This is a genomic window from Rhodococcus globerulus, assembly GCF_019334125.1.
GTDB classification, from domain to species: domain Bacteria; phylum Actinomycetota; class Actinomycetes; order Mycobacteriales; family Mycobacteriaceae; genus Rhodococcus_F; species Rhodococcus_F globerula.
Window position 1 is genome coordinate 952893 of sequence record NZ_CP079698.1, and the last position, 22523, is coordinate 975415.

Here is a 22523-nt window from a genome sequence, read left to right on the forward strand (position 1 = left end):
CTTGGGGTTCGTCGGGGCCGACGGCATCCAATTCCCAGCCTCAGCGTGAACGCGCAGTCAGATCTGTAGACACACCCTCCGAAGGATGGCAATGAAGCGAATAACTTATCGGCGGACGCTTACCGCCTTGGCCCTCATTTCGACTTGCGGGCTCCTAGCCGCCGGATGCGCGTCCTCCGCCGGCTCATCGGATGGCACTGGCGCGCCAAAGCTCGTGAGGGCTGGGGTGATTGGCGAGCAGTCGGATCAGGGACGCGCTATGGAAAGTGCGACTTTGACTTATGCATCGCATTCGCTGACCAATACCCTTGACCCGATCAAGGGCAGGACGTCTGCCTGGCTCGGAGGTACGGAAATGGCTGCCATTTACGACGTCCTGGTGCGATGGGATCCAGAATCCGCAGAAATTGTGCCTCAGCTAGCCGAGTCGATCACAGAGGCTCCCGATCGACTCTCCTGGACCGTCAGACTTCGTGACGGGGTCACGTTCAGCAATGGCGACACTCTGGACGCGTCGGCCGTTATTGCCAGCACCAATCGTATGACCGAGGGCAATGCCACGAACAGCGATCAGTTCCGGGCGAACGTGCGGTCTGTCGAGGCGACCGACCCCAGTACCGTGACGTATAACCTGAAGAATCCGTGGAGTGACTTCCCGACCCTCCTGACCTCAGGTTTTGGCATGATTACCCACTCCGACTCGTTCAGAGACGGGAAATTTGTCGAACCGATCGGAGCTGGCCCATTCACTGTTGAGTCCGTCAATCCCGGATTTGAACTCGTTCTTGCGCCACGCGAAGACTATTGGGGCGGGAAGCCGCGAATTGGCGAACTCAAGTTTGTAGACCTTCAAGGCGAGCAGCCGATGGTCGACGCGCTCAAGGCTGGTGAGGTGCAGATGGCGTATCTGAGGGGAGGCGAGGCCATCGACACGATGCGGGCCGATTTCCCCGGTTACTACGAGCCGGTAAGCATGGTCGACAACGGACTTCTCAATATCAGGGAAGGTCGTGCGGCGCACGATATCCGGGTCCGACAGGCAATTGCGAAAGCGATCGACCCCACCGTGATCAATGAACGGTCCAGGAAGGGCCTGAACTCGCCGGGACTCGAGATGTTCCAGGAGTGGTCCACTATGCATGGGTCGATCCCGGGTCCTACTCCGGACATCGAGGCCGCTCGCAAGCTCGTCGATGAGGCAAAAGCAGACGGATACGATGGAAAACTGACGTTCGCCGCGCTGTCAGATCCAGCATCGACCGACCTGGCGTTGGCGATGCAGTCGCTGCTCCAAAATGTCGGCTTCGAAGTCGAAATCCAGCCCAATGCAACAAAGAACGACATCGCCAAAGTTTTTTATGTCACCCATGACTTCGACGTGAGCGTCGCCGGCACAGCGGTGCCCGACTCCGCCCCGCTCCTGCGCCTTCAAGGCCTGCTCACGACTGGATCCAGTCAAAACGTCAGTGGCTACAGCAATCCCACTATGGATGAAGTGATCTTTCAGATTCAAACTGCCGGCACAGAAGACGAGCGCCGGGCTGGATTCGAGAAGATGCAGACGATCCTCAACGAGGATGTGCCGATCCTGCCTTTGGGTTCGGGCGCAAACTTCATTACCTGGGCACCTAACGTCCACGACGCAAAGTCGGGCATGGATGGATTGACGCTCTTCGACAAGGTCTGGATCTCGGACTAGGCCGTAACCTTTCGCGGGCCCTGTCACCTTTGCCGAAAAGCAAAGTGGCAGGGCCGGGTTGGTTCTGATCACAAGAAATAGCCCCGCCGATCGATTGGATCGGCGGGGCTGCACTCCTTGGTCTACCCTGCTGCGCAGGAAGATTCGCTCCGTGCAGAGATCACAGGAAGAACGCTGCAACCTCGTCTACTGCTTGGGCCAGGGCGGCGGCGATCTCTTCACGGGTCACGTCGGACATCCGGCTCTTGGGCGTGGACACGTTCAACGTGTAGCGCGCCCCGCCGTACTCGCCGAGCGAGACCGACACCGACGTAACTTCATCCTCGGACTCTTCGTTGCTAGTGGCAAACCCGACCCGGCGGACCTCCGCGAGCTGGCGCAGAAGCGCCGACCGCTTGGTAATCGAGTGTGACGTAAGGCCCTTCAGCTTCTCATCGGGGTACAGCTCGCGTACCGCACGGTCATCGAGCGTAGCGAGCAGCGCCTTACCGGACGATGTGCAGTGCGCCGGCATGGTCATCCCCATGCGGGACCCCACGCGCACCGCTCGTGCACTCTCGACCGAGTCCACAAAGGTCACCGTGTTCCCGTCGAGGCGAGCCAGATGAACCGTCTCACCCAGGCTGGCCGAAAGCCGTTCGAGCACTGGATGTACACGGGCCCTGACGTCTGTTTGGCGCAGGACCGCGAACGCGATCGTCGTCAGGGCGGGGCCCGGTTCGTAAGCCCGTGAACCCTCGACCTGACGGACGAATCCGCGGTACTGAAGCATCGCCAGCAGTCGGTGCGCGGTCGACGAGGCAACCGAAAGGTACTCGCTCACCTCGGTCAGCCGGATACTGCGACGCTCGCCCAGCAGCAGCAGGATTCGCAGGGCGTTGTCGACAGACTCGATCGGGTACTGCGGTCGGTTCGCAGTTGTATCTTCCTTTGCGGTCACGCAGGTAGCGTAACGGCAGGAGCGCGCAGAACATTCTTGGTGACCTTGCCGGACGCGTTTCGCGGCAGGATATCGACCAGCACGAGGCTGGTCGGAAGCTTGTAGCGTGCCAACCTCTCCCCTGCCCAGGTACGCAGCGACTCGATGGTCAACTCCGCCGCACCCGGTTTCAGTGCGACCACCGCGACCGGGGTCTCGCCCCATGTTTCGTGAGCCTGGCCGATCACTGCAACCTCGGCGATGCCGGGGTGGCCGGCCAGTGCATTCTCTACCTCGGCGCAATATATGTTCTCGCCGCCGGAGATGATCATGTCCTTCGCACGATCTACGACGTAGATGAAGCCCTCGGCGTCCTTGCGTACCAGGTCACCGGAGTGAAACCAGCCTCCGGCGAAGGCCTGCGCCGTTGCCTCCGGGTTGTTCCAGTACTCGGTCATCAGTCCCGGCCCACGGTAGACGATCTCGCCGACCTCACCGGGTTGCACATCCACCATGTTTTCGTCGACTATGCGTGCCCAGACACCGGGTACCGGGCGTCCGACGGAACCCAACTTACGGCGAGAATCCTTGGCCTCGAGCACACATGTCACTGGGGACATCTCGGTCTGCCCGAACAGCGCAATGCTCGACGCACCGGGAAGCACCTCGCTCATCTTGCGAAGCAGCGAATCGGTGGCAGGCGCTGCGCCCCAGGAACTGACGCGAAGCCGAGACAGATCGCGCGGCGACCGCTCCTGCTCGTCGCAGACCGCCTGCCACTGAGTCGGTACGAGGAATGTCGAAGTGACCTGCTCGCATTCGGCGACGTCGAGGAGTGCCCCGGCGTTGAACGAGACGCTCGGAAGGACAACCATGGTGGCGCCCATCAGGATTGCCGGCGCCACCAGGCCAAGAGTCCCGATGTGGAACAGCGGTGCGGCGCACAGGCTTACCTCGTCGTACATCTCGAACCGGAACGCCATCACGTTCGTGGCCGACTGCGCAGCCAAGTTGCGATGCGTCAGCACGGCGCCCTTGGGCCGTCCGGTGGTTCCCGACGTGTACATGATCAGCGCTGGTTCACACTCGTCGGTCGCCGCGACCAGTCCGCCCGAACCGGAATGTGCGAGGAGAACGTCGTACGCCGATGCGCCGTCAGAGCCCTCGCTGCCGACCTGGAAGACCTGAACCGGACCCGCGGCCTGCGCGGCCGCAGCGATCCCGGTGGCGCTCGCCTGCTCGTCCACGAAAAGAACGACGGCCCCGCTGTTGTCGAGCGTAAACGCCACCTCGCCGACGCTCAGCCGGAAGTTGATCGGCACGGCGATAGCGCCGATCCGGTTGGCGGCGATCATGATCTCGATGTACTCGGCCTGGTTGCCCATCAGCAACGCGACGCGGTCCCCGTGCGCCACGCCGCGCTCGGCGAGGGCGGCGGAGACGGAATCCACTCGCTGCTGAAGATCTGCCCAGGTAATCCGGCGGTCGCCGAAGACGACGGCCGTCTGTTCACCGCGCTCAAATGCATGCCGCGCGACCTGACTGACCCAGTGCTGCTCGCGGGCACGCGTCAGGTCATCCATGTCCACGGTCGTATTCACCACTGCGCCTTGGGGAAACGGTCCGCAATCCACTCGCACATCACCTCGGCAACGGCGGCGCGGGCCCCGGGCTCCTGGAAATAGTGATCACCGGGCAGGTCCTTGCGCGACTTGTCCTCGCTCGCGAGGGCATTGAACAGCGCGTCCGCGTCGCTGGGGAACACACCCGAGTCCCCGTCAGGGTTGATGACAAGCGAAGGCACCGTGATTTTCTCCATGTGCATTTCCGCACGGCACTGCGATTCTTCGAGACTCCACATGTGTAGCCAATTCCGCAGCGTGCTCCCGGCACCGATGCCGCGGTCCTCGCGGTTGGCCACCGAAGTCGGGCCGCGGTAGCACTCGCCTGCCGGCCGACTGCTGGGCTCGAGCGTCGCGTCCACCATCCGGGGGTCAGCCCACGTACGCGGGACTCCGAAGTGCCGGTCGTTGTAACCCGCGGCGGTAATCCGGGCCAGCTCTTCCTGCGCCCATGCGGTGATCCGGTGGTTGCGGGCAACCTGCGCAGCGCGGTACCGCTCGATGAACTCCGCGGAGTACGGCGGACCGTTCTCGGGGTTGAACAGATCAAGTTCGGGGTCGGTCAGAGTCGGGTCGTTTTCGTCGACGACTGCTGCGTCCAGCCACGCGGTCAGCACGTCGGGCCGACCGCCGTGCGCGGCGAGGGAGATGTAGGCAGCTCCGGGGATGAGGTCGTTGATTCCCTCTGCGGGTTCCATGTCGCGGGCGGGACGGATGCACGGCGAGGTCGCTTGCGCCTGGTAGGCCGCCATCAACGAGCCGCCTCCGGAATTGCCGAGCAGGATAACCTGATCCACACCTGCGTGCTCCTCGAGCCAGCGCACGCCTACCCCGATGTCGACCAAAGCCTGGTCGAGATTGAACAGTTCCTCGTAACCGCGGTAGCGAGTATTCCAACCCAGGAATCCAATACCTCGCGCAGCCATGAACTCGGCGATGTAGTGCTCCGAGAAATCGATCTGGTAATGCGTAGCGATCATTGCGATGCGCGGCTTCTTACCGGCCGGCGTGTAATAAATGCCCTGACACGGGTAGCCGCCGGCACCCGCGCGCTTAGCGCCTGGTGACTCGCTGCTGACAAATTCCTTGTGGACGGTCGGGCTGGTGGTGCCGGTCATGGTTAGACAACCTCGTATTCGTTGAGACTTGCGTATTTCTTCAGGTGCGTGAACATCAACTCGACCCGCTCGAGAACGATGGGATCCGTCAATCTGCCTTGCTCGTCAAAGTGATTGGGGGCAAAGCTGAGGAGAATCTCCGGCCCGGGCAACACTGGGGACCGCGAGAAGACGAAGGTGTGACGCAATTCGAACTGGCTGCGCGCTGTGCCGAGGCGGCCAGGCGTCGCGCCCATCAGCGCCACCGGCTTACGCTCGAGCACCGAGCGTCCGAGTGGAAGTGAGAGCCAGTCGAGTGCGTTCTTCAGAACACCAGGGATGCCGCCGTTGTATTCGGGTGTCGCGATGAGCAGGGCATCAGCGGCTTCGACCTCGGCGCGCAGCGCATGGACGCTGTTCGCCTCGTTACCGAAATCGTCTTCGTTGAGCATCGGGATCTCGCCCAGCAGCTTCGTGATCCGCACCTCGACGTCGTCCGGCGCCATTGCCGCCGTCGCCTCGAGAAGTTTGCGATTCCACGAGTCTGCGCGGAGACTGCCTGCAATCGCGCAGATTACAAATTTTCCGTCTTTCATCATGCAGCTCCCAGATAGGCCGCGACGACAGCGTCGTCGCGGATAACGTCGGCGGGCTTGCCGAGGGCGATTCGTTGACCGAAGTTGAGAACACAGACGCGGTTCGAGATGCCCATGACCATCTTCATGTCGTGCTCGACGAGCAAAATGGCAACGCCGAGATCTCGGTTCACCTGCACAATGGTTTCCGTCATCTCGGCGGACTCGTCGTGATTCATGCCGGCGACGGGCTCGTCGAGCATGATCAGCCGCGGTTCCATCGCAAGTGCTCGCGCCAACTCGATGCGCTTCTGCGTGCCGTGCGGTAGTGATCCGACAGGGGTGTCTGCCAGGTGCTCGATGTTCATCAGCGCAGCGACCTCGCGAACCTTTTCCACCGCGGCCTTCTCCTCCCGCGCTGCGCGGCCCAGCCACAGCATGTTCTCCAAGGCTCCCGCGCGCATCGCGTTGTGCCGCGAAAGCAAGAGGTTGTCCAGCACCGTCATCGCGGGAAAGACCTCCACGTTCTGGAAGGTCCGGGCGATGCCCTTTTTCGCGATCTTGTGCGCCTGCAAGCCCAGGATTTCGGCTCCCGCGAAGCGCACGGAACCGGACTGTGGTGCGTAGACACCGGAGATGCAGTTGAACAGCGAGGACTTGCCCGCACCGTTCGGGCCGATGACGGAGAACAGTTCGCCCTCGGCGATCGAAAAGCTCACGCCGTCAATGGCTTTTACCCCGGCGAAGCTCAGGGACAGATCGTTGATCTCCAACAGATCGGCACGCGGATCAGACATGCTGGATCACCCCTTCGGTATCGATTCCCGTGGCCTGTGCCGGCCGCTCAGCTGCGCCCACTGCCGAAGCACCCAGGTACAGCTCTGCGATTTCTGCGTCGCCGCGCAGGTCCTCCGCCTTGCCCTCCTTGACGACGCGGCCACCTTCGAGGACATATCCGTACTGCGCAATTGCCATCGCCATTGCCGCGTTCTGTTCCACCAACAGGATGGAGGTCCCTTCCTTGTTGATGTCGACGATCACGTCTCGGACATCAGCAACGATTTTCGGTGCCAGGCCGAGGCTCGGCTCGTCGAGCAGAAGCACCTTCGGCTGGGACATCATCGCCCGACCGATCGCGAGCATCTGCTGCTCTCCGCCCGAGAGGTATCCGGCTTTGCGCTGCATCAGGTCACCCAGACGCGGGAAGTGGTGCAGCACCCGCTCACGCGCTTCGAGTTCCTGGGCCTTGCGATAGCGACGGACGAAAGCGCCGCTCGCGAGATTCTCGGCAACGGTGAGTCCAGGGAACACCTGTCGACCCTCGAGGGCCTGCGCGAGGCCGAGTTTCACGCGCTTCGACGAGCGCTCGTTGGTGACGTCGTTGCCCAGCAGTTCGACCCTGCCCGAGGCAACGGTGCCGCCGTGCACGCCGAGCAGACCCGACACCGCCCGCATCAACGTCGACTTGCCCGCACCGTTCGGCCCGAGGAGGCTGACGATCTGGCCTTGGGGAACCGTCAGGCTCACATCCTCGAGGGCCAGCGAGGCTGCGCCGTAGCGGACACTGAGGCTGTCGATGACCAGCGAGTTCATTTGCTACCTCCGGAGATTCGGGCTCGGATCCAGTCGATGGGCCGCTTGAAGAGCGCGAGCAATCCTTTGGGCTCGAAGATGAGGACCAGCACGATCACAAGGCCGTACAAGAACTGTGAGAGCAGAGGCGCGGTAACGCCGCCGTCGGCGCTCGCGTCCTTCGAGACAAACGGAAGGTACGGCGACAGCACATTCACCATCTCAGGCATCGCCTTGATGAAGAATGCGCCGAGGATCGCGCCTGCGACCGTGCCCATACCACCGATGACAACCATCGCGATGAAGTCGACGGAGACCATCATCGTCCACTGGCTCGGCGTGAAGTAGCCCATGTAGGACACGAGCAGCGCACCGGAGACACCGGCGAACGCCGAAGAGATGACAAAGGCCACGACCTTGGTTCTGGTCACAGGTATGCCGGCAACGCCCGCCGCGATGTCCCGGTCACGGACCGCCATGAAGGCGCGACCTAGGCGCGAACGCTTGAGGTTCCACGTCAGCACAGTGACGATGAGCAGCACTGCCAGGGCGAAATACCACCACGCCTGGAACGAGGTCAGGATCTCCTCGCCTCCCGACGACCAGTAGCCGTCCAGCAGGTCTTGCCCGTTGATCTCCACCGCAGGGGCCGTCCGACCATTGACTCCGCCGCTCAGGCTGGTCCAGGTTTCCCAGACATAGGTGCCGATGAAAATCAGGGCCAACGTCGCAACCGCCAGGTAGAGCCCGCGGATTCGGACTGCCGCCGGAGCGACCACCCCACCGGCGAGTCCGGCAACTACAGCGGCTGCGGGCAACCACACCCAGACTGGGAGTCCCTCGTCGACTCCGAGCCAGGCCGAGGTGTAAGCGCCGATCGCCATGAATACCGCGTGGCCCATCGAGATCTGACCGGCAAATCCGGTGATGACCTGCATGCCGAGTGCGCCGACCGCCGCGATCAGCGCAAAGATTCCCACGCCCATCCAGAGATCGGACTGCACCACCCACGGCACAACGAGCATCGCCACGACCCACACGGCAACCCACACCCGCGTGCTTCGCTTCTTGGTCCGCACGACTTCGGCGGGAACACCTGCGGTGTCGTCGTCGATGGGTGCGGGTTCGAGAGTTGTTGTCATCGGTCAGACCCTTTCAATGCTTTTACTGCCGAAGAGTCCGTAGGGCCGGACCACGAGCACGGCAAACATGACGATGTAGGGCAAGACCTCATGGAGTCGGCCGCCCCCGATGTCCGACAGGTAGTAAGAACCCATCACCTGAATCAGTCCGACGATCAGGCCGCCGACAATCGCACCGACCAGCGAGTCCATTCCGCCGATCACGATCGCGGGAATAGCAAGCAGCGCAACGATACCCAATGCCGGAGACACAACCCGAGGGAACGACGCCAAGAAGACACCGGCCACCACGGCAAGGAACGCCGCAAGTCCCCACGAGAGTGCGAACATCCGTCGCACATCGATTCCCTGCGCCAGTGCCGCTTCCTGGTGACTGGCGGTCGCACGAAGCGCCAGACCGTACGGTGTCTTCTGGAAAAAATAGGCCAGCCCCGCGAGAACCACCACGGAGGTGCCGATTGTCGCAATGCCACTCCACGGCAGCACTACCGAGCCGACAGTCACCGTGCCTGAACCGACAGGACCGGCCGAGCCATGTGTGCCGACGCCCCAGATCATCAAGATCGCCTGGTGAAGCATGATCGAGATACCCAGCGTCGCGAGAACGACGGTGGTAACAGATTTTCCGACCATGCGGCGCAAGAAGACCGCCTCGATCAGGACCGCGAGAACCACCATGATGACGACGGCGAAGAGGAACGCCAGCCCCCAGGGCATGAAGGCCATCAAGGCCAGCACCGTGTAGGCGCCTAGCGCCACGATCTCTCCGTGGGCAAAGTTGAATGTGTGTGAGCCCTTGTACATGATCACGAACCCGAGGGCGATCAGTCCGTAGACCATTCCTAGGGCTATCCCCTGGAAGCCGAGCTGCAAGAAGAGCGCCATAGCCCCTTCTACTCCTTTAGTCGAACAGTATTTGTCCTGTTGCGCCGCCAAGGCGCCCGCCGCCGTCCTGTGACGGGCGCCGAAGTGCGTCGATCAGAAACCGTTTGCCTCGCCCCAGGCGCGAGCCTGATCGGTCTCGGCCCAGTCAGTGGTGGGGATCAGCAGACCCTCGGCATTTACGGTGTTCATCCGGCTCTGGTAGCTGACGATCGAGTCGCCGGTACCGAGGTTGACTGTCGGCAGGATGCCACCGAAGTCGATGTCGAGATCCTGCATCGCGGCCAGAACACCTTCACGGGTGAGATCCTTGTTCGCGCAGGCCTTTTCCAGCACCGCCGCGGTGGCAGTGCCGCTCAACCAACCGGCAACCTGGAAGTTGCTCGGCTTCTCGTTCGGCGCGTACTGCGCCAGAGCGGCATTCATGTCCTTGATGCCCTGAACGTCATCGTTCAGCGCTCCGTAGCTCGCCGAAACGTAGAAGTTGTCGGTCAACCCGGCCAGCGGCTTTGCCAGCGCGGCGTTCCAGGCGCCCGAGTAACCGATCCACTGCGGCGAATAACCGAGCTGGGCGGACTGTCCCACCAGCCCCGCGGTCTGGGCCATGGTGTTGGCCAGGATCACGACCGTGGCGCCGGAGTTCTTCAACTCGGTGGCCTGAGCGGTGAAGTCGTTGTCAGCGGGGCTGTACGTCGGGCTGGCGACGACCTCGACGCCGGGGATCTGTTCCGCGGCAAACTTGACGGAGTCTGCGTATCCCGTGCCGTACTCGTCCGCCGGTGCGACGACGGCGACCTTGAGCGGGTTGGTAGCGCTTGCACCCGCCTTCTGCGCGGCCCAGACCAGGCCGTTGATCAGCTCGACCTCGAAGGGCGGGGTGTAGATCGCGACATCCTCGAGCTTGAGTGCTGCTGTGTTGAGCGATGCCGAGAAGGTCGGCAGGTCATCTTTCGCGATGCTGTCCTTGACCGCCATCAGCGAGGACGTGCCGATCAGCTGCGGGATCATCACAACCTTGTTCGCGATGGCGCGATACTGCTGGGTGGTGACCTGAGGGTCGTATTTGGTGTCCATCTTGTGCAGGACGAGTTGACGCCCGCAGATCCCGCCCGCGGCGTTGACCTGGTCCAGCTTGATTTCCAAGCCGATCGAACCCGAGGTTGCGGGCTGGGCAAGTGGCCCGGAGTAGTCGGTGAGGATCGCAAGATTGATCTCGCTGTCGCTGACGCCCTTTCCGGTCTTGACCCCATCCGCACTTGCGGAGTCTCCACTGGCCGACCCGCCGCAAGCAGTCAACGTGAGCATCGTGGCGATTGCGAGGGCTGGAGCAGCTTTCCTCAACATCTTCAGTACGTCCCTTCGGGGTTGTGACCTGACCCACATTGAAACTGTGGTCCTGAGCATTGAACAGGCATACATGGCGCCAAGTCAAGGGCAATCTATCGATCGCTAAGCTTAGAACGTAAATCATTTAAGCAGCAGAAATAGAGCTCAATTTCTCTGTGCAGAGACTACTTCTGCCGAACAAGCAGATGAGGCACTCAGAATCCACGCGGCTGGATCAACGCCGAAGCCGAGCCGGTTCCGGCTACCCAGTCCGTGACACAGGCCATTTGCCGACCAGGATCAAAACAGGGTGCGCCAAGATCCAGCCCTGGCGGAATTGTACACAATCTTTCCCTATTGTTCGATATACCGCGCAATATGGCGCACTTCTGCATACAAAGACTGTCGCTGCCTCAATGCGAGTAACAGCCTTGATCGAGGCTGCCCCTACATCGACGCCCCTCTGGCCAGTCGGTCGATACACAGTCAACTGCTGCCCGAATTCGAAACGCGCACCTCCCGGAGAGTGTTCCACTCACGCTCGCCCGCGATCAGGTGAAGTCGGAAGCCTCCGATCACTCCCTCCGAAACCGGTTGTCATCGAGCATGATCGATGCCGCCACCCGCCAACGAGCGAGGCAGGCGACCTCCTTCCCATTCAGGGCCACGGATCGGAGCGCCGAATCGGGACTATCAACTTCCGGAGTTGAACTGATCTGCCGGATCTACGGCTATTGACTGTCCAGCCTCTTGTGACTTTGATATCGAGATTAGAAATAGACTTCACTGCAACATATTTCGATATCGCGTACCCCTCGAGAATTCAGTCGACAATTCGACGAACACAACCCAAGCTCGAAGCCAGGGCGGCGCGACTGGTCTGTTGCCGAACCACGACGACTCTGAGCGTGACGGCCCTACGTCGATGTCGGGGCAATAGGGGCTTTCGTGAGCATTCAGCCCATCCAAAGAAGCCCCCACCAGTGTGAACACCGGCGAGGGATCTTGGCGATTCTATTCGAGTCGGGACACCTCGTGGCGCCACGAGGCACCCAGATTGAGACTGGAGCCCAGGTTCGGCAGGTCGGCCAGGTCCTGCGCGCTGATCGGTTTCAACGTGCCGCCCGCCGAGACGATGGACAACGACAGTGACGCGATCGTGTCGACGGAGATTGCGCGAAGAACCGCCTCCTGCACCGAGGTGCCGGTGGACGTGAGTCCGTGTCCGCGCATGAGGACCACTGGCCGCTCGCCCAGGGAATCAGCGACATCGTCGCCAAGCGCAGAGTTGTGAATCAAAGCGGCCCTGGGGAATACAGGCACTCCCCCATGTGCCAGCACGGCCCCCGGGATGTCATAGGCGCCGACAATGGGCAGGATTGTCAGCCCGGCGAGATCGGCCGCCACTACGTTGGCGGGGTGCGCGTGCACCACCGACATGACATCGGGGCGACGCATGAGAACCCGGCTGTGAAGAGGCAGCTCGTACGGCACGGTATAGCCGTCGAGTTCGCCGGGAGCGCCTGGCTCACCGGTCAATTCGACCAACCGAATATCTTGTGGCGTCGTGTGCGCCAGCCCGCGCTCTTGGGCGCCGCGGCACCGAACCAGCAGCCTGGTCTCGTCGATCCGGTAGCTGATGTGCCCGAGAATGCCGGGCGCCAGTTGACGAGCCGCCAAAACTCGGCAGCCCTCCGCCACCAGATGCCGTAGTTCATCCAATTCCCCGGACATCATCGCTTCACCGCCGGAGTCGAAAGCTGCGCGTGCACCGCATCGGCGGGTCCGCCGGCAGCGATAGTCCGCCGCAGCTGGACCGACGCCTTGGGCCAGTTGACGGTAAAACCGCCGCTTGCCCGGCCCTCGGAGTCCTGCCAGATCGCTGCCAAACGCAGCGGGTCGGACTGTTCCACCACTAGCGGGTCTGCCGCAACGTCACGGGTTCCGAACAACTGAATCTTCCAGTCGTACTGATCGCTCCACACATAGGCCACCGGGTCGTGCGCGAGCAGATCATCCGCGTGAACAATGTTGTGGGCCACCGTGTTTGCTTGCTCGACAGCGTTGGTCCAGTGTTCGACCCGCGCCGACGTGCCGAGCCGCGGTTGGTACCACTTCGAAATGTCACCGACAGCGTGGATGTTCGCAAAGTCGGGAGTGCGGCCGTATTCGTCACACACGACACCGTCGTCGAGCGTCAGGCCTGACGACTCCAACCACCCGAGTTCCAGAACCGCACCAATTCCCACCACGACAGCGTCGACGGGAAATTCTGAGCCGTCGGAAAGCGTCGCGCGCAGACTGTCGTCTACGCAGTCGAGTGCGCTGACGGTGGTGCCGAATTTGGCCTCCACACCATGCACCCGATGCAGGTCCGACAGTCGTTCTCCCAGTTCAGTGCCGACAATACGGGCCATCGGGACAGGGGCGGGATCGACAATCGTGACGTCGATGCCCTGCTTGCGCGCGAGTGACGCGACTTCCGCACCGATGAACCCGGCACCGACGACGAGGAGACGGCTCGCGCCGTGCAGACTCTCGCGCAGCGCACGAGCGTCGGCAAGAGTGCGAAGTACATGGATACCAGGGCCGCTCCACGGCGAGGGCCGAGCCGCGGCGCCGGTAGCGATGACCAGCTCGTCGTAGTCGAGAACTGTGCCGTCGGCGAGTGCCAGCTGGTTGGCCTGCGCCCGCACTTCGATTGCAACAGCGCCTAACCTGAGCTCGATGTCGAGCTCTCGTGCCTCCGCCGCGGTGAGCAGTGGCACGTGCGCGTCGCCGTCGAGCGGAACCTTCGACAGCGGCGGCTTGTCGTACGGCAAGTGCGGCTCGGCCTCCACGACTGTTACCGCCCCGGCGTAGCCCTCATTGCGCAACGCCCGGGCCGTACGGATACCGCCGACCGAGCCGCCGACGACAAGAACCCCGCCGCTCACTCTTCCTCCAGCCAGAGGGCGTTGGCGGGGCAGCTCTTCGCTGCGGTCTCGACGCGCTGGCGGTCGGACTCGTCCACTCGGGTTTTGAGCAGCACCACGAGGCCGTCGTCGTCCATGTCGTAGACGTCGTCCGCCGCGACCACGCAGTTTGCATAGCCCTGGCACAGTTCGAGGTTCGCTTTGAGGATTGCCATTTCCAAGTTCTTCTTTCGGTAGGTCGCGCGGTGCGACTCTTAAACTTTGATGCCCATGCCGCCATCCGAGTGGACGACGCGGCCGGAAATGCCGCGTGATCGGTCGGAGGCGAGGAAGACGTAGCTCCACGCGTGGTCGATGCCGGAGAGTGCGACTCCCAACGGGTTACGGCCGGCGAGTTCCTTCGCGCGGTCCGGACCGTCGAGTCGGTTCTCGGTCAGTCCCAGCGTCGTAAGCCCGCTCAGATCGGTCCCCAGGGTGCCGCCAGGGGCCACGCCGTTGACCCGGATGTCCGGTGCCAACTCGTACGCGAGGGTGGTGACCAATCCTCGTACGGCGAATTTGGAAGCGACATACAGGGTTCCGCCGCGGCCTGGGTAGTAGGCCGACGTCGACTCTGTGAGCACGATCGACCCACCCGACTCACGCAGCGCCGGCGTCGCGGCCTTGACGCTGTGCAGGTGCGACTTGACGTTGATTGCGAACATCTCGTCGAACGCCTGATCCAGCATGTCGGCGTCGATGCTCTCGAGCTTGCGGTAGAAGTCGAAGACGCCGACGCAGTTCACCAGAATATCCAGGCCGCCAAAGCGATCCACGACGGCAGCGACCGCAGCCTCATTCGCGGCAGCCTTGGTGGCGTCGCCCTGCACAACTTCGACCTCGGGGTGCTCGGCCGCAAGTGCCTCACACTTGGCAGTGTCGAGTTCGAGGACGCCGACCTTGGCGCCCTCGGAGAGGAAGGCGTCGACCACACCGCGCCCGATGCCGGAGCCCGCCCCGACGACAAGCGCACGCTTACCGTCGAGCCAGCCGGTCACGAGGCGTCCTCGGTGCCGAGGAGCGACTGGAACGGTTTCCCGACCATCGCAGACAGCGTGGTTTCGTTCTGCCACGTCAGCGCTTCGAGCTCGAGAGCGTCGAGAGTGATCCACTGGCCGGACTTCGGCGATTCGATGAGCAGCCGAACGCCGTTGCGGGTGTGGACCTTCGAAATTCGCATGTCGGCGAACTCATTCGCGACGACGATGGTCTCACCGTCGCGCTGGTCCTGCAGCACGCCGAGCCGGGAACTCGCCCGGGCTGCCGCTGCGGCGTCCTCGGCTTCACCCTCCCAGGCGAGCTTCACAGGAAGACCGCCAAGTTCTGCATGCGCAGCACGGACTCGTCGGCGGCGATGTGTCGACGGGCCAGGCGCCAGACGTCCTCCTCGAGACGCAGCAGGTCGACGCGACCAACCGAGAGCAGCGAGGGCTCCAGCACGTCACCGCGGCTGCGGAACAAGAGGACTGCCGACTCGACGACGAGTTCGTTCTCGTTCTCCGTCGCGAAGGTGCGGACGTTGGACAAGTGGTGACGCAGTCGTGAGGGCGGATCCTCTGCCCACGCGTGGCCCGTGTCGAAACGCGCGACGCGACGGCTCAACGAGTACTTGTCCTCGTCGAAGTGCGCCATGTCCTTGGCAGTGTCATAGCCGGTTCCCAGCGCCGTGGTGACGCGGATCGGCATGAAGTAATGGATGTCCTCGGCGAGGGTATCGAGCCAGGCGTCGTAGTCCTGTCGATCGAGAATGTAGGTCTCCTCCACGAGCCAGCGATTCGCGGTCAGGTGCCGCGGATCGTCGAATGCCAGTGAGGAGCCAACGGCGGTGGTCTTCGACGCGGCCTGACCCAGCGGGGAGCTGGCGGAGTCGATGGGGATGTAGGTGCTCATGAGTTATACCTCCGCCTTCTCGCTGCTGCACTGCGCTGCCGTTTCACTGCTGCACTCACCATCGACATTGGGAGCACCGACGTGAATGTTCTCCGTCACCGGCGCCGGCTTCTCCAGATAGTCGGCCCACTCGTTGAGAAGGTGCCGCTGGTTGTATTCGCCGTAGCCGACGTGCGCCACGCCGGGACCGCAGAACTCGTCCTCCGTCAATGGCTGCACTACCGGGCTGTCGTCGTGCAGCATGCCCATGCGGCCGTTGAGCAGCAGGCGGCGAGCCATCGACCCACCGGCAGTGTTGGTCAGAGAAACCCAGTTCTCGACGTCATCCTGCTCGAACATGCCGCTGGAGCCGAAGCACATCAGGTAGGCCTTGTAGGACAGCTTCTTGAACTCCTCCGGGGCTTCCTTGTCTACGACGAACCAGGACAGGACCTCGGTCTCGTCGGCGCTGATCGGCTGCCACTGCCGGATGGAGATGAAGGGCAGGACGTCGTCGCCTTCAGCGACCTTCGGCCAGTTGTGAACCAGGCTGATATTCGGGAAGACCGAAGCGGCCGAGATCATGAAGCCGTCGCGTCCGATGACGTCGACCTGCTCCTGGGACCACTGCTCCTTCATCCGCTCGACCATTTCGTCGGGGTAGCCCACGTAGTTCATCTTCTCTTCGAAGGTTCCCGGGGGCAGCTTGTACGTGGTGCCGCCGCCTTTGCCCGCCCAGTATGTGTTGCCGTCCTTACGCTTTTCCGCCTTCGGCTCGCGAAACAGGCCGATCTCGACGACGCTCGTGTGGGTCTGCGGCGTGTGGTACATGTCGCCGGCGAAGTTCTCGGCGCCGATCTTCCAGTTGGCCTTGACTCGCCAGCGCTGGGGTCCGCGAACCTCGACGCCGCTCGCGCTCTGCTTGGTGTAGTAGTCGAGGTAGAACTTGAAGTCGCCGAGGAAGTCCTCCAGCGGCTCGGCGTCCGGGTCCATCGACACGAAGATCAGCCCGTTGTAGATGCCCAGACTGGGCGCCGGCAGCAGTCGCTGTCCCTTACGCGCGAAGCCCTCCTCGCCGCCGTATGCCTCTTTGTGGAACGGCATACCGACGATGCGGCCGTCGTTCTTGTACGACCAGCCGTGGTAGGGGCAACGGAAGTGCGAGGCATTGCCCTGCTCGGCGCGGCACACCTGCATACCGCGGTGCAGGCACATGTTGAACATCGCGTGGATCTCGCCGGACTGGTCACGGCTGACGATGAACGAATTCTCCATGACGCGGCGCACAACGTAGTCGCCAACCTGCGGCAATTCCGACTCGTGCGCAACAAACATCCATGCGCGGCTGAACAGCCGCTCCTTCTCAGCCTCGAAAACCTCTGCGTCGTTGTAGATGTGCGCAGGGAGCATGCCTCGTCGGACGTTCGCTATAACGCCATCCGCGTCGCGCATGAGAAGCCTCATTTCGATAGTTTTTCTGATGTACAGAAAGTTATTCTGCTTTCAGGAAGGGGCGATGTCAACCGTCGATTCACCGCACGGTTCGTTCAGCTTCGCGGACTCGAATCTCCGCAGAGAAGAATTATGGTCTGTTCACCAGAGGTATTGTGGCGTTCAAGCAGCACAAATGGACCGGTCAGGCCGGTTGAATGCGAAACCCGTCGCGTCACGTTCTGCAGGTGAGCCTGGACAACTTCAGCCGTGTCGGAAGTCGGAAACCGCGCCTGCCCGGTCGGTCAATCCTGGATCGCGAGGGGAAGCTCGGCGTACACACGCCAGCTGCCGTCCGGGCGTCGACCGGTCTCGAGAGTTCCCTGCAGAACTGCGACGCGCTCACGCATTCCGACCAAGCCGTTGCCGGAACCACCTGTGAAAGCAGACGTCGCCGTCCCCTTGTCGATGACTTCCACCAGGACTGCGGTGTCGGTGCGGCGCACGGTAACTCGCGCTTTCGGACTGTCGCCGCCGTGACGCAGCACGTTGGTCAGTGACTCCTGAACGATCCGGTGAATACCCAAACTCACGGACGGCGTGATGTCGTCGAGTTCGCCCGTCAACTCCAGTCGTACGTTCAAACCCGTCGCACGCATCATCTCCACAACCTTCGCGATGCCCGCAGAACCATGTTGTGGCATCGCGTCGTTGTTGACTTCGGTGCGCAACAGCGAGACCGTGCGTCGTAGTTCTGCCAGCGCGTCTCGCCCTGTGCTCGAGATGTTGCCAAGCGCTTTCTTCGCTAGCGCCGGATTCGTGTCGACGGCATAGCTCGCCCCGTCGGCTTGGACGATCATCACGCTCACCGCGTGGGCAACGACGTCGTGCAATTCGCGCGCGATGCGTGTTCGCTCCGCGGCAACGGCTTCCTCGGCCCGGCGGTCGCGGTCGTATTCGGCCACCTCCAGTCGTGCCGCCACTTCTTCGTCATACGCGCGTCTGGCACTGACAAATTCGGCGCTGATCCAAGCCAGGGCAAACAGCATTGCGGTAACGATGAGATCCAGGACGATGTCTGTTCGCACCACAAGCATCGCCAGAGTCGAGTCGATGAGGAGAAAGCCGAGGTAAATCGCGGCGGTGCGCCGGTCCACGTACACGACCAGCGTGTAGAGAGCTACGCCTAACGCCAGCAACCCGGGATGTTCGACTGATGCATTCCCACTCATCCACATGAGAAAAGTACTGGTGAACGACATCAGGAGGATCGCCACCGCAGACACTCGCGGGTACTTACGACGCCAGAGGACGGGAAGGCAGATCAGGAATCCGAGCGCCAGCTGTTGCCAATGTTCCTCGCGCTCAGAGCCTATGTACGAGACGATCTCCAGGGCAAAGAACAGCAACGCCAACGCGCCGTCGGCGATCATCGGCTTGCCTCGCAGCCACAGGCTGAACCTCCTCATGCGATCAAGACTCCCACACCGTCACCGCATCACCGCTCACTCTGTGAGAGAGTCACCGCCGTGGATATTGCGGACTGGGGCCTGCTCATGACGGCGGCGACGGCGGCCGGATGGGTTGATGCCGTTGTCGGCGGCGGCGGGCTGATTCTGCTGCCGGCACTGTTCCTGGTTGCACCCCAGTTGACGCCGCAGGCCGCATTGGCTACCAACAAGCTCACCGCGTTCACCGGGACCAGCGCTGCGGTGTGGACGTTCTCACGCCGGATTCCGATGCAATGGCGACAGTTGATCCCGGCGGCGATCTTGGCCGCGATTACTGCAGCGTGTGGCGCGGCGGCAGTGTCGTTGATCGACAAAAAGTACTTCATTCCGATCGTGATGGTTGTCCTGGTGGCCGTCGCCGTGTTCGTCACGATGCGTCCGAGCCTGGGTACGACGCTCGCCACGCACCGCCCGACTCAACGCAAGTCGGCTCTGGTGATCTTGCTGTCGGCGGGACTCATCGGGCTTTACGACGGTTTACTCGGCCCAGGCACAGGCACGTTCCTGATCATCAGCTTCGCGACGTTCCTCGGAACGGAGTTCGTCCGCAGCGCGGCGATGGCCAAGGTCATCAATCTCGGTTCCAACTTCGGCGCGTTGACGTACTTTGCCGTCACCGGCCACGTGTGGTGGAGCTTGGGATTGGCGATGGCCGTGTGCAATGTTCTCGGCGCGGTCGTCGGTTCGCGTATGGCGCTGAGTAAAGGCTCCGGTTTTGTCCGGATCACACTGCTGGTTGTTGTGATTGCCATGGTGATTCGCCTGGGGTGGCAGCAGTTCGGCTAGCGTCATGACGGTGACCGTCACCCGAGATGTCGATGCAGATTTCCTCGCCCTCCCTCTGAAGGCAGTAGCGGACGCCGCGCTGTCCGCAGCGCGCGCCGCCGGAGCCGAGCATGCGGATGTACGTGTACACCGGTTGCTCACTCAGTCGATCCGGTTGCGCGACGGCAAAGTTCAATCGGTTTCGGACAGCGACGAAGTGGGTGTGGCTGTCCGCGTGATCGTCGACGGAACCTGGGGATTTGCCTCCCACGCCGAGGTGTCACCCGCTGTTGCGTCGTCGTTGGCACGACAAGCCGTCGAGGTGGCGAGGGCGTTGCGATCACTCAATCGCGATCCGGTGACTCTTGCCGACGAACCGATCTACGCCGACGCCACGTGGGTGTCTCCGTACGAGATAGATCCGTTCACCACTCCGACGTCCGACAAGGTCGATCTTCTCCTGGACTACTCGGGCCGACTTCAGGCGTCCGACGGCGTCGACCACGTCACCGCTGGGGTTCTCCAGGTCAAGGAGCAGACGTTCTACGCCGATATGGCGGGCTCGTCGATTACCCAGCAACGGGTGCGACTGCATCCCGAAATCGAGGCAACAGCCGTCGACAAATCAGCGGGCAGCTTCGAGTCGATGCGTACTTTGGCGCCGCCGGTCGCGCGGGGTTGGGAGTATCTCGGCACCGGTAGCACGTGGGACTGGGCTGAGGAGCTGGCGCAGATCCCGCAGTGGCTCACCGAGAAGGTCAAGGCGCCGTCGGTCACACCTGGCCCGACAGACCTCGTGATCGACCCGACCAACCTGTGGCTCACCATTCACGAATCCATCGGGCACGCAACCGAATACGATCGGGCAATCGGATACGAAGCCGCCTATGCCGGCACCTCCTTCGCGACCCCCGACAAGCTCGGCACACTGAAGTACGGCACCGACATCATGCACGTCACGGCCGACCGCAACGTCGCACACGGACTGGCCAGCGTCGGCTATGACGACGACGGCGTCGCCGCCCAGCGCTGGGACTTGGTCGCAGACGGCACGCTGGTCGGATATCAACTCGACCGCGCGTTTGCACCTCGCCTGGGCCTGGAGCGCTCCAACGGGTGCTCGTACGCCGATTCGCCGCACCACGTTCCCATCCAGCGCATGGCCAACGTTTCCCTCGCCGCCGATCCGGAGACCGACACGTCGACGGCCGACTTGATCTCGAGAGTCGAAGACGGCATCTACATCGTCGGAGACAAGTCGTGGTCAATCGACATGCAGCGCTACAACTTCCAGTTCACGGGTCAGCGGTTCTTCAAAATCCGGGACGGCAAACTCGACGGCCAGGTCCGCGAAGTCGCTTACCAGGCCACCACCACCGACTTCTGGGGCTCGATGGAAGCTGTAGGCGGAGCGTCGACGTGGAAACTCGGCGGCGCATTCAATTGCGGCAAGGCGCAACCCGGGCAGGTCGCCGCTGTCAGTCACGGATGCCCGTCCGCTTTGTTCCGCGGCGTCAACATCCTCAACACCCGTTCGGAGGCCCAGCAGTGATCACGGCGCAGCAGGTAGTGGACCGCGCGCTGGCCGCGCGAACCGTCGACGAGTCGATCGTCATCGTCACCGACGCCAGCGAAGCGTCGTTGCGGTGGGCCAACAACTCCATGACCACGAACGGTGTCTCACTGTCTCGGACCTGGACCGTCATCTCGATCGTTCGGGACGGTGACACCGCCCGTGTCGGGACAGTGAGTTCCAGCAGTGTCGATCCCGCGCAGATCCAGACTGTCGTAAAGGCAAGCGAGGACGCCGCCCGAAGTGCAACACCCGCCGACGACGCCTCCGACCTTGTACCGGCAGGTCCAGCAGATTCTGAATGGGAATCCGGCCCTGCACTGACCGACATCGCTGTCTTCAGCCGCCTTGCTGCCGACCTCTCCGCCGGCTTCGACGGACAGGATCAACTGTTCGGCTTTGCGCATCATCAACTGCACACCACGTGGCTCGGAACCTCTACCGGCCTTCGCCGCCGCACCGTTCAGCCCACCGGCTCAGTCGAGATCAACGGCAAACGCGGCGACGCCAGCGCCTGGGTCGGATCCGGGACGGTCGACTTCAGCGACATCTCCATACCCAATCTTTTGTCCCAGTTGACTACTCGTCTCGACTGGGCAAAAAACTCGGTCGCGTTGCCGGCTGGACGGTACGAAACAATTCTTCCGCCGTCCGCGGTTGCAGACCTCATGATCTACCTGATGTGGACCATGGAAGGCCGCGGAGCCGAGGAAGGCCACACCGCACTGTCGAGGACAGGTGGCACGCGAATCGGGGAAACCCTCGGAACACTGGGATTGACTCTGACCTCGGACCCGGACGCCGACGGCTTGAAATCCGCGCCGTTCGTGGTGACCACGTCGTCGAGTGAATCCGTCTCGCTCTTCGACAACGGTATGGACATCGATCGTGTCGACTGGATCAAAGACGGCACGATCTCAGCCCTCGCGTATCCGCGTCATGCTGCCCGCGAATTCGACCGACCGGTTGCCGTGCCAGGTGACAACCTGATCCTCACCGGCGGCGATGACACCGGCATCGAGGACATGATCGCGAAAACCGAACGCGGTCTCCTCCTCACCACACTCTGGTACATCCGCGAGGTAGATCCGACAACGCTGCTGCTCACCGGGTTGACCCGCGACGGTGTGTACCTCATCGAGAACGGCACGATCGTCGGCGCGGTCAACAATTTCCGCTTCAACGAAAGCCCGCTGGACCTCCTTCGCCGTGTCACCGAAGCCGGACGCACCGAGATCACGCTCCCTCGCGAATGGAAAGACTGGTTCACCCGCACCGCCATGCCACCGCTGCGCATTCCCGATTTCCACATGTCGTCGGTCAGCGCGGCGCAATAGAAACGTTTCCCGCCAACCCACTCTGGGTAGGCCGTCGATAGGACTACACGAAGAAGTTTTGCAATGGAGAAGTACAAGATCACCCTCCCGGAAGGCACCTCGACAGTTGGGGAATTCGAATCCGACCGGGACGCTATTGCCCACGCAGTGAAGTTGAATCACGGTTGCAGCGACAGTGTTTCGGTATCGAGGATCGACAACACCGGAAAACTGATACCGACCATGCTGCATTGCGATTCCTCCCCTCAG

21 protein-coding genes are annotated in these 22523 nt (G+C 62.4%); 4 read left to right on the top strand and 17 right to left on the bottom strand.

Annotated elements, in window-relative coordinates:
* Nucleotides 1-259: 259 nt before the first annotated feature.
* Nucleotides 260-1699: an ABC transporter substrate-binding protein gene (locus KYT97_RS04250; RefSeq protein WP_187328564.1), complete on the top strand. Its 1440-nt coding sequence runs from the start codon at nucleotides 260-262 to the stop codon at nucleotides 1697-1699.
* Between the two features lie 160 nt (nucleotides 1700-1859).
* Here the strand turns inward: KYT97_RS04250 and KYT97_RS04255 are convergent, their stop codons facing one another.
* The 17 genes from KYT97_RS04255 to KYT97_RS04335 all read right to left on the bottom strand — a co-directional run bounded on the left by KYT97_RS04255 (nucleotide 1860) and on the right by KYT97_RS04335 (nucleotide 18557).
* Entirely contained in the window at nucleotides 1860-2639 is a 780-nt protein-coding gene (locus KYT97_RS04255) for an IclR family transcriptional regulator (RefSeq protein ID WP_033232001.1), read from the bottom strand.
* Nucleotides 2636-4219, bottom strand: a complete 1584-nt coding sequence (locus KYT97_RS04260) for a long-chain-fatty-acid--CoA ligase (RefSeq protein ID WP_415395438.1) — start codon at nucleotides 4217-4219, stop codon at nucleotides 2636-2638. Before KYT97_RS04260 ends, KYT97_RS04255 begins: the two co-directional genes overlap by 4 nt.
* The gene (locus KYT97_RS04265) at nucleotides 4216-5358 is read right to left on the bottom strand and encodes an alpha/beta hydrolase (protein WP_172935545.1); all 1143 of its coding nucleotides are present in this window, start codon (nucleotides 5356-5358) and stop codon (nucleotides 4216-4218) included. Before KYT97_RS04265 ends, KYT97_RS04260 begins: the two co-directional genes overlap by 4 nt.
* A 2-nt stretch (nucleotides 5359-5360) precedes the next feature.
* Entirely contained in the window at nucleotides 5361-5936 is a 576-nt protein-coding gene (locus KYT97_RS04270; RefSeq protein ID WP_092807809.1) for an NADPH-dependent FMN reductase, read from the bottom strand.
* Entirely contained in the window at nucleotides 5933-6709 is a 777-nt protein-coding gene (locus KYT97_RS04275) for an ABC transporter ATP-binding protein (protein ID WP_045067795.1), read from the bottom strand. The genes KYT97_RS04270 and KYT97_RS04275 overlap by 4 nt, the downstream gene beginning before the upstream one ends.
* The gene (locus tag KYT97_RS04280) at nucleotides 6702-7505 is read right to left on the bottom strand and encodes an ABC transporter ATP-binding protein (protein ID WP_219111816.1); all 804 of its coding nucleotides are present in this window, start codon (nucleotides 7503-7505) and stop codon (nucleotides 6702-6704) included. The genes KYT97_RS04275 and KYT97_RS04280 overlap by 8 nt, the downstream gene beginning before the upstream one ends.
* Nucleotides 7502-8626: a branched-chain amino acid ABC transporter permease gene (locus KYT97_RS04285; RefSeq protein ID WP_052683551.1), complete on the bottom strand. Its 1125-nt coding sequence runs from the start codon at nucleotides 8624-8626 to the stop codon at nucleotides 7502-7504. Before KYT97_RS04285 ends, KYT97_RS04280 begins: the two co-directional genes overlap by 4 nt.
* A 3-nt stretch (nucleotides 8627-8629) precedes the next feature.
* Nucleotides 8630-9511: a branched-chain amino acid ABC transporter permease gene (locus tag KYT97_RS04290; RefSeq protein ID WP_033231997.1), complete on the bottom strand. Its 882-nt coding sequence runs from the start codon at nucleotides 9509-9511 to the stop codon at nucleotides 8630-8632.
* A 93-nt stretch (nucleotides 9512-9604) separates the two neighbouring features.
* The gene (locus tag KYT97_RS04295; RefSeq protein WP_165826282.1) at nucleotides 9605-10852 is read right to left on the bottom strand and encodes an ABC transporter substrate-binding protein; all 1248 of its coding nucleotides are present in this window, start codon (nucleotides 10850-10852) and stop codon (nucleotides 9605-9607) included.
* Nucleotides 10853-11848: 996 nt separating this feature from the next.
* Nucleotides 11849-12568, bottom strand: coding sequence for a 3,4-dihydroxyphthalate decarboxylase (gene phtC / locus KYT97_RS04300; RefSeq protein WP_219112810.1), 720 nt, complete (start codon nucleotides 12566-12568; stop codon nucleotides 11849-11851).
* Complete coding sequence (locus KYT97_RS04305) at nucleotides 12568-13770, bottom strand: NAD(P)/FAD-dependent oxidoreductase (protein WP_219111817.1); 1203 nt, start codon at nucleotides 13768-13770, stop codon at nucleotides 12568-12570. Before KYT97_RS04305 ends, phtC begins: the two co-directional genes overlap by 1 nt.
* The gene (locus tag KYT97_RS04310) at nucleotides 13767-13964 is read right to left on the bottom strand and encodes a ferredoxin (protein ID WP_033231992.1); all 198 of its coding nucleotides are present in this window, start codon (nucleotides 13962-13964) and stop codon (nucleotides 13767-13769) included. Before KYT97_RS04310 ends, KYT97_RS04305 begins: the two co-directional genes overlap by 4 nt.
* Nucleotides 13965-14003: 39 nt before the next feature.
* Nucleotides 14004-14786, bottom strand: a complete 783-nt coding sequence (hcaB, locus tag KYT97_RS04315; protein WP_219111818.1) for a 3-(cis-5,6-dihydroxycyclohexa-1,3-dien-1-yl)propanoate dehydrogenase — start codon at nucleotides 14784-14786, stop codon at nucleotides 14004-14006.
* Nucleotides 14783-15094, bottom strand: coding sequence for a hypothetical protein (locus KYT97_RS04320; RefSeq protein WP_033231990.1), 312 nt, complete (start codon nucleotides 15092-15094; stop codon nucleotides 14783-14785). The genes hcaB and KYT97_RS04320 overlap by 4 nt, the downstream gene beginning before the upstream one ends.
* Entirely contained in the window at nucleotides 15091-15678 is a 588-nt protein-coding gene (locus KYT97_RS04325) for a 3-phenylpropionate/cinnamic acid dioxygenase subunit beta (RefSeq protein ID WP_033231989.1), read from the bottom strand. The genes KYT97_RS04320 and KYT97_RS04325 overlap by 4 nt, the downstream gene beginning before the upstream one ends.
* Before the next feature lie 3 nt (nucleotides 15679-15681).
* Nucleotides 15682-17109 (bottom strand): aromatic ring-hydroxylating oxygenase subunit alpha, encoded by a 1428-nt coding sequence (locus KYT97_RS04330; protein ID WP_245006143.1) that lies wholly within the window; start codon nucleotides 17107-17109, stop codon nucleotides 15682-15684.
* Between the two features lie 284 nt (nucleotides 17110-17393).
* The gene (locus KYT97_RS04335) at nucleotides 17394-18557 is read right to left on the bottom strand and encodes a sensor histidine kinase (RefSeq protein WP_219111819.1); all 1164 of its coding nucleotides are present in this window, start codon (nucleotides 18555-18557) and stop codon (nucleotides 17394-17396) included.
* 87 nt (nucleotides 18558-18644) lie between these two features.
* Here KYT97_RS04335 and KYT97_RS04340 point away from each other — a divergent pair, with 87 nt between their 5' ends.
* Genes KYT97_RS04340 through KYT97_RS04350 form a run of 3 tightly spaced genes read left to right on the top strand, consistent with a single transcriptional unit; the run spans nucleotide 18645 to nucleotide 22274 of the window.
* A complete protein-coding gene (locus KYT97_RS04340) occupies nucleotides 18645-19385 on the top strand; it encodes a TSUP family transporter (RefSeq protein ID WP_267951586.1) in 741 nt (246 codons plus the stop codon).
* A gap of 4 nt (nucleotides 19386-19389) precedes the next feature.
* Nucleotides 19390-20916: a TldD/PmbA family protein gene (locus KYT97_RS04345; RefSeq protein ID WP_219111820.1), complete on the top strand. Its 1527-nt coding sequence runs from the start codon at nucleotides 19390-19392 to the stop codon at nucleotides 20914-20916.
* Nucleotides 20913-22274: a metallopeptidase TldD-related protein gene (locus KYT97_RS04350; protein WP_219111821.1), complete on the top strand. Its 1362-nt coding sequence runs from the start codon at nucleotides 20913-20915 to the stop codon at nucleotides 22272-22274. The genes KYT97_RS04345 and KYT97_RS04350 overlap by 4 nt, the downstream gene beginning before the upstream one ends.
* Nucleotides 22275-22523: the final 249 nt, after the last annotated feature.